This window comes from Streptomyces sp. PA03-3a, from assembly GCF_033792735.1.
Lineage (GTDB): Bacteria > Actinomycetota > Actinomycetes > Streptomycetales > Streptomycetaceae > Actinacidiphila.
On sequence record NZ_JARAVM010000044.1, the window covers coordinates 1 to 15688 of the forward strand.

A 15688-nucleotide genomic window follows, 5' to 3' on the forward strand; every position below is an offset into this window, starting at 1 on the left:
CGACAGCGCGTGCGCGTGGCCCTGGCTCCCGTAGCCGATGACCGCGACCTTGCGGCCCTGGATGATGGACAGGTCGGCGTCGTCGTCGTAGAACAGCTCAGCCACAGGGGAAGCCTTTCCATGGTGCAAGCCTCGTTGCCATGTCAGGCAGGCTTGCGTGAAGGATGTTGTTCGTCCGCTTTGCGCGGACTTGGATTTCAGGGAGGCCAGCCGCCCGCGGACCTTCAGGGATGGGGCGGCGGCAATGGCAGTGGTGGAGGGAGCGCGGAGCCGTGGTCCTCGGCCGCTGCCGCGACGGCGACCCGGCTCGGAGGGAGCTGCGTCGGCTGGTCGGTCCGATCGGGACCCAGGCGACCGGTCGCCTTCAATGCTTGGAGTATACATATTTGTCGAGTGCATGCAATTAACCCGAAAGGGCCCTCCGGGCCGGCCCGCGACCTGGCCGCGAGGTCATCCCCTGTAGGGGTTCTTCGCCGTGGAGCGCCGCTCCGGTACCATGTCAACGGCTCCGAACATACGGAGCGCCGCTCCGGTAGTCAAACCGCGGAGCGCTGCTCCACCCCGGCGAGGTGTTGATCATGCCGCAGGCAAACCGCGTGGACGCGGTTCGTAACCGTGACCTGCTCCTGGCGGTCGCGAAGAAAGCCGTCACCGAGAACGGAACGGATACCTCGCTGCGTGAGATCGCCCGGCGCGCCGGAGTGGGCATCGGCACGTTGTACCGCCACTTCCCCACCCGTGAGGCGCTGCTCGAGGCCCTGCTGGAATCCAACTTCGCCACGTTGCATGCAAGGGCCGAGCGCCTGCTCACCTCTGCCGACCCAGGTGAGGCGTTCCTGATGTGGCTCCGGGAAATGTCAGCGGGGGCCGCCGCCTATCAGGGGCTGCCCCAGTCCATCAGGGACGCCCTGGCCGACGACGAATCCCGCCTGCACACGTCCTGCGCGGAGATGAAGGCCTCCGGAGGCCTGCTCCTGGAACGAGCGCAGAAGGACGGCAGCGTGCGGTCCGACATGTCGCTCGGTGAAGTGATCGACCTCGCGCTGGGGCTCGCCTGGGCGTCAGAGAAGGCGTCGGAGGCGTCCGACCTGGCCGCCCGGCTGCTCTCCACGGCCCCCTACGGACGTGCCGAACGCGGCCGCTGACGGCCAGGGGCCCGCGACATCGGCACGCACCTCTTGGCGTTGACAGGCCCGGCGTTGCCGCTCAGCGCGCGGTGACCGGCCCCGCCGTCGACGCGTGTCAGCCGTTCCCGTTGGCGGCGAGAAGTTGGTTGAAGACGTCGGTCAACACGGTCAGTGGGTCGTCGGCTGCATCAGTCGAACGGAAGGCCACGTACCCGTCGGGCCTGATCAGGAGAGCACCCTCCGCGGAGATCGCGCGGTTTCGCTGCCAGGCCGACCGGATGTCGATGAGATCGACCTTGCCGAGACCCACTCGGGCGCTGCGCAGCGCGATCCCTCGTGCCCGTGCGAGCTTGTCCGCAGCGTCGATCCAAGGCTGACCGTTCTCACTGGCGATGAGCGCGAAGTGACCGCCGTGGATCAGCGAGCGGAGCGCCAGCCGCTCACCGGATCGTTCGACCCAGGCATGCGGCAGCGGGTGACCCGCCTCGTGCTCGGTACGTGCAAACGGATCTCGTCGGGGGATTCCGGTGCCGGAGTTCCGTCCGGGACGACCGCGGCGGAGTCGTACGTGTAACCGAAGTCGAGCCCGTGCTGGTGGTACTCCACGGTGTTCGCGCCGACCCACTCGTTGAACTCGTGCCGTCGTTCGCCGGCGCCGGGAGCGTCGTCGTCCCAGAACAGGCGCAGCGCCACCCAGTTCTCCTCGGCGGACTTGCCGGGCGAAAGTCCCAGCGCCGAGGACATGTTGGCCTGGTTGCCGACCATCTTGAGCACGGTTTCGATGGTGTTCAGGTTGACCGGACGGAGCTCGGCTGTGTACGTGTCCAGCAAGGCGTCCCCGGCGCGCTTTTCCAGTACGGCGGCGAGCTTCCAGCAGAGGTTGTAGGCGTCGGTCGTCCATGCGCTCGCGTGGGCCCCCGTGCCAGCCGCGTCCACCACTGGGCGCACCGCGTCCGTGCCGCACCCCGAGGCGACATGGACGCGGCGCGAAGCCTGTCAGGAGCGGTGGTACTGGACCGGGGTGGTGACCTTCCCGCCCGAGGCGGTGGCCGCGTGGCGCGCCCAGTAGGGGTCGCGCAGCAGCTCGCGGCCGAGGAGGACGGCATCGGCCCTGCCGGAGCCGACGATGGCCTGCGCCTGGTCGGGCTCGGTGATCAGCCCCACTGCGGCCACCGGCATGCCCGTCTCGTTGCGGACGCGCTCGGCGAACGGCACCTGGTACCCGGGGGCATCGACGATCTTGGCGTCGAGCACGATGCCGCCCGTGGAGACGTCCATCAGGTCCACGCCCCGGGCCTGCAGCTCCTTGGCGAGGCGGACGGTGTCGTCGCCGGTCCAGCCCTCCCGGTCGTCGTCGGCGTTCTCGCTCAGCCAGTCGGTCGCGGAGATGCGGAAGAAGACCGGCAGGTCGTGGGGCCACACCGCGCGGACGGCGTCGACGACCTCCAGCGCGAAACGGGTGCGGCCGGCGAAGTCCCCGCCGTAGCCGTCGGTGCGGCGATTGGTGTGCGGGGAAAGGAACTGGTGGACCAGGTAGCCGTGGGCCCCGTGGACCTCGGCGACCTGGAAGCCGGCGTCCAGCGCGCGACGGGCGGCGTCGGCGAACTCCCGCACGATCGCCGCGATCTGCTCGGTGGTGAGTTCCTCCGGTGTCGTCGCCGCCTCCCTGAAGGCGACCGCACTCGGGGCGACGGGCGTCCAGCCGTGCTGCTCCCCAGGGGCGATGGGAGCGGCGCCGACCCAGGTGCGCTCGGTGGAGGCCTTGCGGCCGGCGTGGGCGAGCTGGATGCCGGGCACGGTGCCCTGGGACGTCAGGAAGGCGGTGATCCGGCGGAAGGCCTCGACCTGGGTGTCGTTCCAGATGCCGAGGTCGTACGGGCTGATCCGGCCCTCGGGGCTGACCGCGGTGGCCTCGGTGATGATCAGTCCGGTGCCGCCGGTGGCCCGGGTCGCCAGGTGCGTGAAGTGCCAGTCGTTCGGCACGCCCGCCTGCTCGCCGTCGGGCGCGGCGCTGTACTGGCACATCGCGGCCATCCAGATCCGGTTCGGAATGGTCAGCGACCGAAGGGTGAAGGGCTCGAACAAGGTGGTGGTCACGAAACTGTTCTCCTATGTACAGGTCGGGGTGGGTCGCACACCGGGGAAGGGTGCCCCTCTGGGGGCGGCATCCCGGCCGGCGACCGCGGCGGGCGCGGCGCCGGGACGCCATCGCCCGCGCCGGGTGTCAGGCGCTGACTCCGCCGTCGACGGTGAGGGTGGCCCCGGTGATGAATCCGGCTTCCGGTCCGACGAGGAAGGACACGGCTGCAGCGATCTCCTCGGGGCGACCGTACCGACCGAGCGGGACCAGGGAACGGACGGATGAGGCCTGCTCCGAGTCCGCCGGGTTCATGTCGGTGTCGATCGGGCCCGGTTCGACGACGTTGACGGTGATGCCGCGCGGAGCGAGGTCCCGCGCCCAGCCCTTGGCGTAGGTGACGACCGCCGCCTTCGTCGCCATGTAGTCGGCGATACCCGGGAAGGGCACCTTGGTGTGCGTCGAACCGGTGGAGGCGATGGAGATGATGCGCCCGCCCTCCGAGAGCAACGGCATCGCTGCGACGACCGTACGGACGGTTCCCTGGAGGTTGATCGCCAGTTGACGGTCCAAGGCCCCCTGGTCGCGATCGGCTGCGTCGACGACCCCCTGGAGGTACACCGCGGCGTTGTTGACCACGATGTCGAGTCGGCCGAAGTGCTCCCCGACCCGCTGGACCATGGTCCGCACCTGCTGCTCGTCGGCCTGGTCGGCCTTGACGGCCAGGCCGCGGCGGCCGGCCGCTTCGATGGCCGCCAGGGTCTTCCGGCCCTCGTCGGGGTCCGCCGTGTAACTGAACGCCACATCGGCCCCGTCGGCCGCCAGTCTGGCGGCGATGGCGGCTCCCATCCCCCGTGACCCACCGGTCACCAGGGCGACCTTTCCTGCAAGATTCTCGTTCACAGTGTTCCTACCGATTTCGCGTGTGATGGGTGACCTCGGCGGACGAGGATCCACTCAATTCTTGGTGGGCTGTCAGAGGGCTGACAGGGACTACGAGTCCAGCACTACCTCGGTCCGCCCGATGAAGCCCGGGACGGATTGGCTCAGCTCCAGCCTGAGGCCGTTCGGATCGGCGAGATGGAGGCTCGGCCGCACGCCCAACTGCATGACCTTGTAGGCGGTTCCTCGATCGTCCATGCGCTGCCTGACTGCGGAAAGTTCATCGGGCGTGAACGACACGGCGAAGTGATGGATCCCTCCGAGTGCTTCCTCGTAACCCGGGTGAGGATGGCCTGGGAAGTCGAAGAACCCGAGCAGGTTCCTGTTCCCCAGGTCGAAGAAGAAGTGGGACGAACCCGGGTAGGAGGGGTTCTCCACGAGCTCCACCAGAGGAAATCCCAGAACCTCCGTGTAGAACAGAATGGTTTCCTCGAGATCGCGGCAGATGAAAGCTGCATGGTGGACGCCGCGTGCGGTGGTGGTGCGTTCTTTCATGGGCCGGACGTGGGTCTGCTTGAGCTGTTCTCGACGACCCACCAACCGCTGCAATTCCGTGCCTTCTGGCTGAGTCATGGCCTTTTTTCCTTCGTCTCTCCTGCGGCCGCCGAGGATGACGCGGATTCCGCGCCTTACGGTTGGCGACGCCGGCCGTGGGGTTGTGGCTGGTGCGGGGCATACGGGCTCAAGAGGGTGAGCACCGATCCGTCTCAGAGGGCGAGGGCTCCGCCATCGACGGGGAGGGTGGCGCCGTGGATGTGCGCTGCGTCCTCACTGGCGAGGAAGACCACTGCGGCGGCGACCTCCTGGGCGGTGCCGGGACGCTTTGCCGGGTACTGGCCGGCGACCTTTTCCAGGAGGGCGTGGTAGGTCTCGTTGTCCTCGGTGAGCGTGGGGCCGGGAGCGACGGTGTTGACCCGCACTCCCTTGGAGGCCAGTTCCACCGACCAGGACTTCGTCAGCGAGTGCAGACCGGCCTTGCTGGCCCCGTAGAGCGCCGCGAAGTCCATACCGACGACACCGTTGATCGACCCCATGTTGATCACCGACCCCGCGCCCTGCCAGTGCCTCGTCGATCTGCTCCTCGGTCGCCTCCAGCATGGACTGCGGCGGCACCAGGTAGGCGGCGTTGTTCACCAGGATGTCGATCGGACGTCCCGCAGCGGCCGAAGCCTCATGCGCGAGTCGGCGGACCTCGGGTCCTCCGGCGGACAGGTCGGCGCGGACGAAGTGCGCGCGGCCGCCCTGTGGGGAGATGGCATCGACGACCTGCGCGCCGCGCTCCGCGTGGCGTCCGGTGATCACTACGGTGGCGCCTTCAGCGGCCAGGGCCTGAGCCGCGGCGCGCCCGATGCCGCTGGTCGAGCCCGTGACGAGGGCGGCACGTCCCATGAGACGCTTCATTCTGGAATCTCCTCAATCGTGGCTGTGCTGCTGTGTTCCGGGTTCGCCGATTTTCGGGCGGTCCCGTCACTCGGGGAGGATGATGTTTCCCATCGCATCGTTGACGGCGATCATTTCCGGGGTGAAGTCCTCCGGGGTCCACAGGCGCGGCGAATGCCCGCGAAGCGGATCGTCCGCGAAGTCGAGGAAGAAGTTCTCCGGACCGCCCGGAGTGAAGAAGAAGGCCATCTTGACGTCGCGGTCGCTGATGTTCTTGAACCGGTGCCGGATGCCGCGTGGTACGAACACGAAGTCGCCCGCCGACGCCACGAACGTGTTCTCGCCGTCCAGGAACTCCAGCTCACCCTCGAGGAGGTAGAACGACTCGTCGTTGTGCTTGTGGAGGTGGGCGATCGGCCCCTGGCCCGGAGGGACGGTGGCGATGATGAAGCCGAGTGAGCCGTTGGTCTGCCTGCTGCTGACCTTGATGGTGTATTCGTCGCCGGCCATCCACTTGACTTGACCCTCGGCGGAGGGGACGTGCATTGAACCGCTCTTGTACTGCTTCGAATGTGCAATGGACAAGATTGTCTCCTAAATGAGCGGGCGGACCCTGAGGGTGGAATGTCGGTCTTCTCGTCGAAAGGTGGGTGGCGCCGCGTGGCCGCCTTTTCAACCCATCACCGAGTTTATTGACCCGTCAAGCAGTCTCGCATTCTGGTTGACTCCCAACCTTTCCTATTGACGGTCGCCGAGATGGGTCGTGTAGTGATTGCGATCAGTTTCCAGGCGCGCCAGCGAGTGCCCTGCCGTCATCCGGACACCGGGCCCACGGAGTCGCTGTCGGCGTGTGGCGGGTGCGAGTGCTCAGGGGGTGAGCACCCATCTGCCGCGCTGTCCGCCGCCACGCAGTGCCTGATAGGCGCGTGCTGCCTGATGGAGTGGAGCGATGCCGGCCTTGCGGGCCTCAAGTACTCCCTGAGCCGTCAGCTCGAGCAGGCTGCGCAACTGTCGTCCGTCGGGCGTGACCATGCCCGTGACGATCGTGATGCCGCGTTCGGTCTCAGGCTCCGCGCCGGGATAGACCCCTACGTAGGTGCCGTGGTCGCGGACGGCACGGAGAGCAGCCGCGTTGAGGAGGGCGGCGTCGAGGACCACGTCAAAACCGGTCGCGTCGCGCAGGCTTGTGATCGCGGCCACCGCTCCGTTGCGGCCGAGGAAGTCCGCGTCGGATGCGCGCGCGAGACCGGTGACGGCCCAGCCGGCATGCGCTGCCAGGGCGACCGCGTACCCGCCCACGCCTCCAGCTGCTCCGGTGACCAGGAGCCGTCGGCCATCGGCAGGGCCGAGAGGTGCCAGGAGCTGGGCGGCTGTCAGGGAGTTGAGCGGGATCGTGGCGGCGTCGACCAGTTCGACGCCTTGGGGAACAGGAGCGGCGTGCGCGGCGGGGACGATCACGTACTCGGCCGCCGCACCGGCGACGGACTCCGGCGCGTGCGGGAAGTGCAAGGCCGCGGCAGGTGCGCCGGGCAGGAAGCCGTGGACGTCGGGGCCCACCATGTCGACGACGCCGGCCACGTCCATTCCCAGACCCGGGCGGCGCCCCGGCACGGCTCCCGCCGTCCCCCTCGCCCAGAAGTCCAGGACGTGCAGGTCGACGGGGTTGACCGCCGCTCCCGCCATTTTTATGCGGATCTGGCCGTGGGCGGGCCGCGGGTCGCGGAGACGCTCAAGGGTGAAGCCGTTTGCTTCTCCTGGGCGGGTCATGAGCAGGGCGCGCATCTGTGTCTTTCCTACTGTTGGAGAGAGGGCTGGTCAGCTGGCTGCTCTTGCGTCCGGAGGCTGGGCGCCCCACGGACGCGGTCAGTTGCGGAGCAGCAGAACGACCACAGCGATCAGCACGCCGAGGGCGACGGCAAGGAGGCCGAATCCGATCCTGTGGTCGCGTATGCCGGGTACGTGGCGGTCGGCCGCGAGGCGGCCCGGCCCCGTCAGGGCCAGTGCCGTCGCCCCTGCCGCCAGTACGAGCTCGTATTCCATGCCGTTCGGGATGAAGAAGCCGCCGTGCCACTTCACGGAGATGGCGTTGACCATCATCCCCACGACAGCTGCGGCGGCAAGGGGGGTGAGGAGCCCCGAGGCGAGGCCCAGGCCGCCGAGCAGCTCGCTCAACCCGGCGATGACCGCCATCGTCCTGCCCGAGGGGTATCCGAGGGAGGTGAAGAGCTGTCCCGTGCCCGTCAGCCCGGGGCCGGAGAACCATCCGAACAGCTTCTGCGACCCGTGGCTCGCCACAATGAGTCCGAGGGACAGGCGGAGCAGGAGCAGTCCGGCGTCGTAAGCGTGCAGCGGGGTTGTCCGATCCCGTAGGTGCGGGACGTCGGAGGCCGGGTGCTCCAGCGCGTCGCCGGGCGAAAAGGACATGAGGTACCTCATTTCTGGGGGGCGTCCGTGAACGACATCGGTGCCGGTTCAGCGGAGAGGAGGGAAAGGGGTGTCAGGCTGCCGGTGTTCCTGTCACGCGGCCACGCCGCCCAGTGCCTCCAGGACCCAACGCGGGCCGTCGACAGGCCAGTCGGGGTTCGCGCAGAGTGGCTGCGCGGGCGCGTTCCGGTGGCCGGTGCACGCTGATCGATCCGCCGGCGAATCCGGGGTGGCGGCCTCGACGTGCTCCCGATCGGCGGGACTTCTCTGCTCGGACTGCGGGGCCGAGTTGGACGTCTGCGGGGCGTGGTGCGGGATCACGGGTTCTGCCCTTCTGTGGTCCGTGTTATGGGAGACGTGGCCCTAGAGAGTTGAAGCTTCAAGTCTTGGCTTGCAAAAAACCGGTGTGGAGCTCAGAGGTCATGTCGTTGGTGCTGGTCGAAGAGCGCCCCGATCCTGGCTGCACCTTCTCTGGCCAGCCAGGTGTCAAAGCTCATGAGGCCGGGGTGCTGTTCGCGGAGTGCCGTGATGTCCGCCTGCCAGCCGGCGAAGAAGCCCCGCTGGCCGACGTCCGATCGTCCGCTCGGTTGCGTTGGGTCGTGTGGTGGGGGGAGTGATCGGCCGATGGCGCGGCTCGTTGCGGTGAGAAGTTCCTCCGCTGTGAGCTCGTCGCCGGCTATCTCGATCGTCTTGCACACGTAGTGCTCGGGATAGCCGAAGGCGAGTGCTCCGAAAGCGCCGATGTCCTGCACCGCGATGAGCTGCACGGTGCCGTGGGCCGGGATGCTGCGGATTGCCGCCTGTGCGCCGGTCAGGCCGTAGAGCGGGTCCGCGTGGACCTCCATGAACATGACGGGGCGCAGCACCGTGGAGGGAATGTCCAGTGAGCGGATGTGCTGCTCGATCCGCCACTTGACCTCCCAGTGGGGTACACCGCTGTTGCTGTCGGCACCTGCCACGGACGAGTAGACGAGGTGTTCCACGTTGGCGTAGGCGGCAGCCTCCGCGACGTTGAGTCCGCGCTGCAGTTCGTTCTCGGCGAAGTCGGGCGCGATGAACGAGGGCTGGACGCTGTACACGCCGTAAGCCCCCAGGGCCGCGTTTTCCACAGACGCCAGGTCGTCCATGTCGCCGCGGACCAGTTCGGCGCCGAGCCCGGCCAGTGCCCGGGCCGCGGGTGTGGCGGGGTCGCGGACGAGTGCTCGTACGTTCCACCCGTCGGCGAGAAGGTGTCGTGCGGTGGCGCCACCCTGTCGGCCTGTGGCCCCGGTGACCAGCACGGTCGCGGTTTGCGTGGTCATTGTCCTCTCTCCGGGATGGTTCACCGTGGAGCAGTGCTCCGGTACGATGTGGTGGCTCCGAACATACGGAGCGCTGCTCCGGTAGTCAAACCGGGGAGCGCTGCTCCGCTTTCCGTAAGGTGTTGATCTTGCCGCAGCCCCATCGCGCCGACGCGATCCGGAACCGTGACCTGCTCCTTGCGGTCGCGAAAGAAGCCGTCGCCGAGAACGGAACGGATACCTCCCTGCGTGAGATCGCCCGGCGCGCCGGAGTGGGCATCGGCACCCTGTACCGCCACTTCCCCACCCGTGAGGCACTGCTCGAGGCACTGCTGGAATCCAGCTTCACGGCGCTGCAGGCGCGGGCCGAGCGCCTGCTCACCGCTGCTGACCCAGGCGAGGCGTTCCTGACGTGGCTCCGGGAGAGGGCTGAGAGTGCCGCCTCGTATCAGGGGCTGCCGCAGTCCATCAGGGACGCCCTGGTTGACGACGAGTCCCGCCTGCATGCCTCCTGCGCCCAGATGCGCGCTGCCGGAGGGCTGCTTCTGGAGCGGGCGCAGAAGGACGGCAGTGTTCGGTCGGACGTGTCGCTGGGGGACGTGATCTCCCTCGCGCTGGGGCTCGCCTGGGCGTCGGAGAAGGCGTCGGAGGCGTCCGACCTGGCCGCCCGGCTGCTCTCCACGGCCACCTACGGACTCGCCGAACGCGGCCGCTGAGGTCCCTTGATGCCGAGGGTCCTGGCAGCCGCTTCCGCGCGGCGGCACTCACGCTGCCGGGACCGAGATGAAGACGGTCCCCGTCCAGATCCAGGACGGCGCTTCCTGCCGGCGACCGGATCTTCGAGTGCTTCGGCGGCCTCTCTAGCCGCACCGCCAGCACTGGCATGGGCCAGTGCTGGCGGCACGACGGGTGATTCCGAGAGTCGGCGTGCACGGTTCGTCGGAACTCTCCACCGGTCGGCCATGTGCAGGAAGCCCTCGGCAGGGACTGCGAAGTGCCTTGTGCCTACTGGTCAGGTGAGCAGGACGATCTTGCCCCGGGGGTGGGGGCCGGCGAGTTCCTCGTACGCCGCCCGGACCTGGTCCAGGGGATAGGTCGCGGCGATCGGCACGTCCAGTGCCCCGGAGGCGGCCATCTGAGCGAGCTCCGTGAGGATGCCGCCGGTAGCGGCGGCTCTGCTCGCTTCCGTCTTGGCGCCGATTCGGGCGGCTCCGGAGTAGTCGACGAGGGTGTTGATACGGGCGGGAGCCGCACCGAGGGCGACCGCGAGTTCGAGATAGCCGTCGCCGTGGGTGTCGATGAACGCGTCAACGCGGTCGGTGGCTTGGCGCAGCCGTTCCGCGACCCCGTCCCCGTAGGCGACGGGTATGACGCCGCGCTCGGAGAGCCACCGGTGGTTCGCCGGTCCCGCGATGCCGATCACGTCGGCCCCCGCCCGCCGGGCCAGTTGGACCGCCAGCGAGCCCACGCCCCCCGCGGCGCCCGAGACCACCACCGTCTCGCCCGGCTGCGGCGCGACCGCGCGCACGGCCGCGTACGCCGACGTGCCGACGACGAAGAGCGAACCCGCGACCTCCCACGACAGCCCCGCGGGCTTGGCGATCAGGTTGGCGGCCTCGACGGCCACGTAGTCGGCGTGACTGGCGTGCTCCCAGGTGAAGCCCATCACCTCGTCCTCGGCGGCGAGCCCTGTCACGCCTGGCCCGGTGCGCACCACGACGCCGGCCAGGTCGATGCCCTGGCCCGAGGGGAGCGAGCGCTGCTGCAACGTTCCCGCCCGGGTCTTGGCCTCACCCGGGTTGATGCCGGCCGCCTTCACCCTGACCAGGACTTCTCCCTCGGCGGGCTCCGGTATGCCCACCTCCACCACCTGCAGGACCTCCGTCCCGCCGTACCTGCTGTACTGCACCGCCCTGGGCATGGTCTGTTCCCGTCTGCTGGCTGAGTGTTCTCTGGGTCGCGGCGCCCCGCACCTTGGCCCCGATTCGATGGTGCAAAGCCCCACGAAATCGCTGTACTGCAAGTCTTTTGACCGTCGGAGCGCTGCTCCGTATAGTGTGACACATGGCGGAGCGATGCTCCGCTTGTCCTGGGGCGGTCGTGAACGGGCCAATCCCGTGCCCGGTTTGCGGAAGTCCGCAGCAGTGCCGGACCGAGCAGACGCCCGCGGCCGGTCACCGCGACCTCACCAAGGTCGGCGGCGCGGCGTCCGTAGCTCACACCCAGACATGTCCCCTGATCACTCGCTCTTCTCCCGTGCGTCTCGCACGCCTAGGTGGATACCCCCCATGCCTCATACAGCCGATCACGTCACCTCCGACCCCAGGCGCTGGAAGGCCCTGGTCTTCATCTCCCTCGCCCAGTTGATGGTGGTCCTGGACGCGACCATCGTGAACATCGCCCTGCCGAGCGCCCAGCACGCCCTCGACATCTCCGAGGCCAACAAGCAGTGGGTCATCACGGCCTACGCCCTGGCGTTCGGCGGCCTGCTCCTGTTCGGCGGCCGGATCGCCGACCTGTGGGGCCGCAAGCGGACCTTCGTCCTCGGCCTGTCCGGCTTCGCGCTGGCGTCCGCGGTGGGCGGTGCCGCCACCGGCCAGGCGCTGCTGCTCGGCGCCCGCGCGGCGCAAGGCGCGTTCGGCGCCCTGCTCGCGCCTGCGGCGCTGTCCCTGCTCGCGGTCCTCTTCACGGACGCCAAGGAGCGGGCGAAGGCCTTCGGCATCTACGGCGCGATCGCCGGCGGCGGCGGGGCGGTCGGTCTGCTGCTCGGCGGTGTGCTGACGGAGTACCTCAACTGGCGCTGGACGTTCTTCGTCAACATCCCCTTCGCTGTCATCGCGGCGCTGGGCGCCTACTTCGTGATCCGCGAGCCGCAGGGCGGACGCAACCGCTCGCCGCTGGACGTCCCCGGTGTCGTGCTCTCCACCCTGGGCCTGGTCGCGCTGGTGTACGGCTTCACCCGCGCCGAGACCGACGGCTGGTCCGACGGCTCGACGATCGGCCTGTTCGTCGCCTCCGGCGTCCTGCTCGCCGCCTTCGCGGTCGTGGAGTCCAAGGTGAAGGCGCCGCTGCTGCCGCTGCGCGTGATCGCCCACCGCACCCGCGGCGGCATCTACCTGTCGCTGGGCCTGGCGATCATCGGCATGTTCGGCGTGTTCCTCTTCATGACGTACTACCTGCAGGTGGTGCAGGGGTACTCCGCGATCAGGACCGGCTTCGCCTTCCTGCCCATGGTCCTCGGCTTCGTCGTCGGCTCCACCCAGATCGGCGCCCGACTGGCCACGCGGCTGCCCGCCCGCATGATCATGGCTCCCGGTTTCGCCGTCGCAGGCATCGGCCTGCTGCTCCTGACGCAGCTGGACGTCGACTCCTCCTACTGGTCCCTGTCCGGACCCGGCCTGGCGCTCGCGGGCATCGGCATGGGTGCCGCCTTCATGCCCGCCCTGTCGCTGGCCACGTACGGGGTCGAGGCGCAGGACGCGGGAGTCGCCTCGGCGATGGTCAACACCTCGCAGCAGGTGGGCGGCGCGATCGGCACCGCGCTGCTGAACACCATCGCCGCCTCGGCGACCACCGCCTACCTCGCGGGACACACCGCGGGCGCGGGCAACGAGCGGCTCCTCCACGCGCAGGGACTGGTGCACGGGTACGCACGTGCGACCTGGTGGGCGGTCGGCATCGAGGCCCTGGCCGCGCTCATCGCCCTCACCTTCATCAACGTCGGGCGCCCCGGCTCCACGACGGTCGCCGCCGGCACCGGCGACGTCGTCGGCGAGGCCAGCACCCCCACCGCGATGCACTGATCCGCGGCCACCCGCGGTGCTCCCAATCCTTGGGTCCTGTTGCCTGACTCGGCAGCAGGACCCACGGTTCAGCCGGTCTCCGTGGGAGGCGTGGCCCACGGAAAGAAGCGGTTGGCCCCCGACGGTTGCTGCAGATGCTGGCCGGAGCGCGCGCTGATCGCGGCTCCTGCAGTAGCGGGACTGTGAGGCCTGGCGGCAGGTGCGCATCGCGCGCCACTCAACGCGATGGGCGCTTCGGAGGAACCGGTCCTGGGATCACGTCCTTGCCGAGATGCTCCTTGACCAGGTACCTCAGCTCCGGGCCTTCGATCAGCTGGAGCCGACCATGCTGACGGGCAAAGTCGTGGCTCACTCTGCCGAACCATGAAGTGGTGATCAGGATGCCTTTGGCGCAGTGATTGTGCTCCACGAGGCCGGCTAGCGCATGGACGGACTCGACGCTAACGATCTTGCTGTAGCGCTTGGCCTGGATGATGCACTCGCCGTTGAAAACGGGATCCTTGCTGATGGCCACTGCATCGACGCCCTCGTCCTTCGAGGCCTGGGTGTTCCATGCCTCCATGCCGATCGCTTCGAAGAGCTGGCGGACGAGGTGCTCGAACTCCGTAGGGCTCAGTTTGAGCAGTTGAACCGTTCCGGGTTAGGTAGGGACTCGATCATTTGAGAGGATCGAGTCATGGCACGTCCTTCCCAGTACCCGCTTGAGCTGCGCCGTCGTGCGGTGCGCATGGTCGCCGAGGTGCGGCCCGACTACGACACCGAGTGGGCCGCGATGAAAGCAGTCGCCGCGAAGCTCGGTATTGGCACGACCGAGACACTGCGCAAGTGGGTCCGTCAGGACGAGATCGACGCCGGGACCCGGCCGGGGACGACTACGGAGGAGTCGGCGGAGCTGAAGCGGCTGAAGAAGGAGAACACCGAGCTGAAGCGGGCCAACGAGATCCTCAAGGCCACGGCAAGTTTCTTCGCGGCCGAGCTCGACCGGCCACACACACGCTCGTAGCGTTCATCGACGAGCATCGGGACCGCTTCGGCGGAGTCGAGCCGATCTGCCGTGTTCTGACCGAGCACTCGTGCAAGATCGCCCCGTCCACCTACTACGCCCACCACAAACGCCGGCAGGCACCCTCGGCCCGCACCGTCCGCGACACCGAGCTGAAGGTCCTGATTCAGGACGCAAACGACGCCAACTACCGTGTCTACGGAGCGAGGAAGATCTGGCGGCACCTGAACCGGCAGGGCCATGACGTGGCCCGCTGCACCGTCGAACGTCTCATGCGCGAGCTGAGGATCACCGGCGCCGTCCGCGGCAAGAAGGTGATCACCACGATCCCTGACCCGACCGCGCCACGGGCACCGGACCTGGTCGACCGCGACTTCCTCGCCGCGGCTCCCAACCGGTGCTGGGGCGCCGACGTCACCCACGTGGCCACGTTCTCCGGGGTCGTCTACGTCGCCTTCGTCGTGGACACCTTCTCCCGCCGGATCGTTGGCTGGTCCGCCTCGACCACGAAGCAGACCCGGCTCGTCCTGGACGCCCTGGACATGGGACTGTGGCAACGCGACCGCGAGCAATATCCGCCTCTGCCTGGGGAGTTGGTCCACCATTCGGACGCGGGCTCGCAATATACGTCCTTCACGCTGGCCGAGCACTTGGAGAAGGCCTGCATCGCCGCCTCGATCGGATCGGTCGGCGACGCGTACGACAATGCGCTGATGGAGTCCACGATCGGCCTCTTCAAAACCGAGGTGATCAAGCCGCAGAGGCCCTGGCGATCCCTCGCCCAGGTCGATTGGCCACCGCCGAATGGACCGACTGGTACAACCACATCCGGCTCCACGGTGAGATAGGGCACATCCCGCCCGCCGAATACGAAGCCAACCACTACCTGAACGCCACGAAAACCCAGGTCACAACCAACAACTGAGATCTCTACCGAACCCGGAACGGTTCACCCGCCACGCGGCCCCCCACGGACTCACCCCGAAGGGACGAGCGCCCCCCGCGCCCCCGCCAACGCGGACTCGCAAAGCACCGGCACCGGCACCACGATCCCGCACCGCCCGCACACGGGCCCCGCCCCGGGGTAGTGGTTGAGCCCGTTCCGCCACCGTAGACGTTCCTCGCCGCAGACCGGGCACCCCGCCCCGGGCCCCGCGTCGATCGCCGCGATGAGGCGCCGCAGCACGTCCGCCAGCCGGTCGTCCGGGTGGACGCGAGGGTCCTCGCACCAGGCGACGCCGTTGCCGCCCCAGGTGCGCCGGTGCCAGTCGTCGAGGGCGCCGGGCTGCCGGATGCCGTAGAACTTCTCCTCTTTGCGGCGGGCCGCGAACTCCCGCTCGTAGGTGAGCCAGACCGCCCGCGCCTCCTCCAGTTCCGCGAGGGCCGTGACGAGCCGGACCGGGTCCGGCTCGCGGTCGTCGGGCGCGATCCCCGCGCCGGTGCACAGGTGGTCCCAGGTCGCGCGGTGCCCGTAGGGCGCGAAGCGTTCGAGGCACCTGCGCAGGTAGGTGCGGCGCTGGGTGGGGGAGCGCCTGGGATCGCGCACCTGTCTGGCGAGGCTCCGGAATCCGGCCATGGTGTGCCACCTTCGTCGTCGGTGTCGCATCGCTCTCGAATGGACGTAACGGACGGCGTTCCGGATCCATCCCCGG

At 68.6% G+C, this 15688-nt stretch carries 15 protein-coding genes and 3 pseudogenes; 4 read left to right on the forward strand and 14 right to left on the reverse strand.

What is annotated here, in order from left to right; all coding sequences use genetic code 11:
• Nucleotides 1-105, reverse strand: a pseudogene (locus PV342_RS35470) (ketol-acid reductoisomerase); the annotation flags it as partial.
• 473 nt (nt 106-578) lie between these two features.
• Between PV342_RS35470 and PV342_RS35475 the strand changes: the two are divergent.
• On the forward strand, nt 579-1145 hold the full coding sequence (locus PV342_RS35475) for a TetR/AcrR family transcriptional regulator (RefSeq protein ID WP_400807470.1): 567 nt from the start codon (nt 579-581) through the stop codon (nt 1143-1145).
• A 97-nt stretch (nt 1146-1242) separates the two neighbouring features.
• On the opposite strand, the gene PV342_RS35480 is transcribed toward PV342_RS35475, so the two are convergent.
• The 10 genes and pseudogenes from PV342_RS35480 to PV342_RS35525 form a co-directional block, all read right to left on the reverse strand.
• The gene (locus PV342_RS35480) at nt 1243-1650 is read right to left on the reverse strand and encodes an aromatic-ring hydroxylase C-terminal domain-containing protein (RefSeq protein WP_500320326.1); all 408 of its coding nucleotides are present in this window, start codon (nt 1648-1650) and stop codon (nt 1243-1245) included.
• Nucleotides 1545-2075 carry an FAD-dependent monooxygenase gene (locus tag PV342_RS35485; protein WP_400807467.1) on the reverse strand — a complete coding sequence of 177 codons (531 nt, stop codon included), beginning with the start codon at nt 2073-2075 and terminating at the stop codon, nt 1545-1547. The genes PV342_RS35480 and PV342_RS35485 overlap by 106 nt, the downstream gene beginning before the upstream one ends.
• A 48-nt stretch (nt 2076-2123) precedes the next feature.
• Complete coding sequence (locus tag PV342_RS35490; protein WP_500320283.1) at nt 2124-3224, reverse strand: NADH:flavin oxidoreductase/NADH oxidase; 1101 nt, start codon at nt 3222-3224, stop codon at nt 2124-2126.
• Between the two features lie 127 nt (nt 3225-3351).
• Nucleotides 3352-4074, reverse strand: a complete 723-nt coding sequence (locus tag PV342_RS35495) for an SDR family NAD(P)-dependent oxidoreductase (RefSeq protein ID WP_400807462.1) — start codon at nt 4072-4074, stop codon at nt 3352-3354.
• A 123-nt stretch (nt 4075-4197) separates the two neighbouring features.
• Nucleotides 4198-4719, reverse strand: coding sequence for a VOC family protein (locus PV342_RS35500; RefSeq protein WP_400807461.1), 522 nt, complete (start codon nt 4717-4719; stop codon nt 4198-4200).
• A gap of 134 nt (nt 4720-4853) precedes the next feature.
• Nucleotides 4854-5547: pseudogene (locus PV342_RS35505) on the reverse strand (SDR family NAD(P)-dependent oxidoreductase).
• Between the two features lie 66 nt (nt 5548-5613).
• Entirely contained in the window at nt 5614-6111 is a 498-nt protein-coding gene (locus PV342_RS35510; RefSeq protein ID WP_400807456.1) for a cupin domain-containing protein, read from the reverse strand.
• Nucleotides 6112-6393: 282 nt separating this feature from the next.
• Complete coding sequence (locus PV342_RS35515; protein WP_400807453.1) at nt 6394-7308, reverse strand: zinc-binding dehydrogenase; 915 nt, start codon at nt 7306-7308, stop codon at nt 6394-6396.
• A gap of 81 nt (nt 7309-7389) precedes the next feature.
• Nucleotides 7390-7950 carry a DoxX family protein gene (locus tag PV342_RS35520; protein ID WP_500320286.1) on the reverse strand — a complete coding sequence of 187 codons (561 nt, stop codon included), beginning with the start codon at nt 7948-7950 and terminating at the stop codon, nt 7390-7392.
• A 413-nt stretch (nt 7951-8363) separates the two neighbouring features.
• A complete protein-coding gene (locus tag PV342_RS35525; protein WP_500320288.1) occupies nt 8364-9251 on the reverse strand; it encodes an NmrA/HSCARG family protein in 888 nt (295 codons plus the stop codon).
• A gap of 128 nt (nt 9252-9379) precedes the next feature.
• Between PV342_RS35525 and PV342_RS35530 the strand changes: the two genes are divergently transcribed.
• Entirely contained in the window at nt 9380-9946 is a 567-nt protein-coding gene (locus tag PV342_RS35530) for a TetR/AcrR family transcriptional regulator (RefSeq protein WP_500320290.1), read from the forward strand.
• A gap of 296 nt (nt 9947-10242) precedes the next feature.
• Here PV342_RS35530 and PV342_RS35535 read toward each other — a convergent pair whose 3' ends face one another.
• The gene (locus PV342_RS35535) at nt 10243-11151 is read right to left on the reverse strand and encodes an NADP-dependent oxidoreductase (RefSeq protein ID WP_400807443.1); all 909 of its coding nucleotides are present in this window, start codon (nt 11149-11151) and stop codon (nt 10243-10245) included.
• Between the two features lie 367 nt (nt 11152-11518).
• Between PV342_RS35535 and PV342_RS35540 the strand changes: the two genes are divergently transcribed.
• Entirely contained in the window at nt 11519-13033 is a 1515-nt protein-coding gene (locus PV342_RS35540; protein ID WP_400807441.1) for an MFS transporter, read from the forward strand.
• A gap of 217 nt (nt 13034-13250) precedes the next feature.
• On the opposite strand, the gene PV342_RS35545 is transcribed toward PV342_RS35540, so the two are convergent.
• Nucleotides 13251-13658, reverse strand: coding sequence for a restriction endonuclease (locus tag PV342_RS35545; protein ID WP_500320328.1), 408 nt, complete (start codon nt 13656-13658; stop codon nt 13251-13253).
• A gap of 51 nt (nt 13659-13709) precedes the next feature.
• On the opposite strand from PV342_RS35545, the pseudogene PV342_RS35550 reads away from it, so the two are divergent.
• Nucleotides 13710-14961, forward strand: a pseudogene (locus PV342_RS35550) (IS3 family transposase).
• A gap of 51 nt (nt 14962-15012) precedes the next feature.
• Here the strand turns inward: PV342_RS35550 and PV342_RS35555 are convergent.
• Entirely contained in the window at nt 15013-15612 is a 600-nt protein-coding gene (locus tag PV342_RS35555) for a hypothetical protein (protein WP_018558986.1), read from the reverse strand.
• Between the last annotated feature and the right edge of the window lie 76 nt (nt 15613-15688).

Bases quoted from the DNA above. Each gene is read 5' to 3' on its own strand.
- PV342_RS35500 (WP_400807461.1), bottom strand. From the start codon at position 4,719: ATGACTCAGCCAGAAGGCACGGAATTGCAGCGGTTGGTGGGTCGTCGA.
- PV342_RS35540 (WP_400807441.1), top strand. From the start codon at position 11,519: ATGCCTCATACAGCCGATCACGTCACCTCCGACCCCAGGCGCTGGAAG.
- PV342_RS35515 (WP_400807453.1), bottom strand. From the start codon at position 7,308: ATGCGCGCCCTGCTCATGACCCGCCCAGGAGAAGCAAACGGCTTCACC.
- PV342_RS35555 (WP_018558986.1), bottom strand. From the start codon at position 15,612: ATGGCCGGATTCCGGAGCCTCGCCAGACAGGTGCGCGATCCCAGGCGC.
- PV342_RS35475 (WP_400807470.1), top strand. From the start codon at position 579: ATGCCGCAGGCAAACCGCGTGGACGCGGTTCGTAACCGTGACCTGCTC.
- PV342_RS35535 (WP_400807443.1), bottom strand. From the start codon at position 11,151: ATGCCCAGGGCGGTGCAGTACAGCAGGTACGGCGGGACGGAGGTCCTG.
- PV342_RS35525 (WP_500320288.1), bottom strand. From the start codon at position 9,251: ATGACCACGCAAACCGCGACCGTGCTGGTCACCGGGGCCACAGGCCGA.
- PV342_RS35520 (WP_500320286.1), bottom strand. From the start codon at position 7,950: ATGTCCTTTTCGCCCGGCGACGCGCTGGAGCACCCGGCCTCCGACGTC.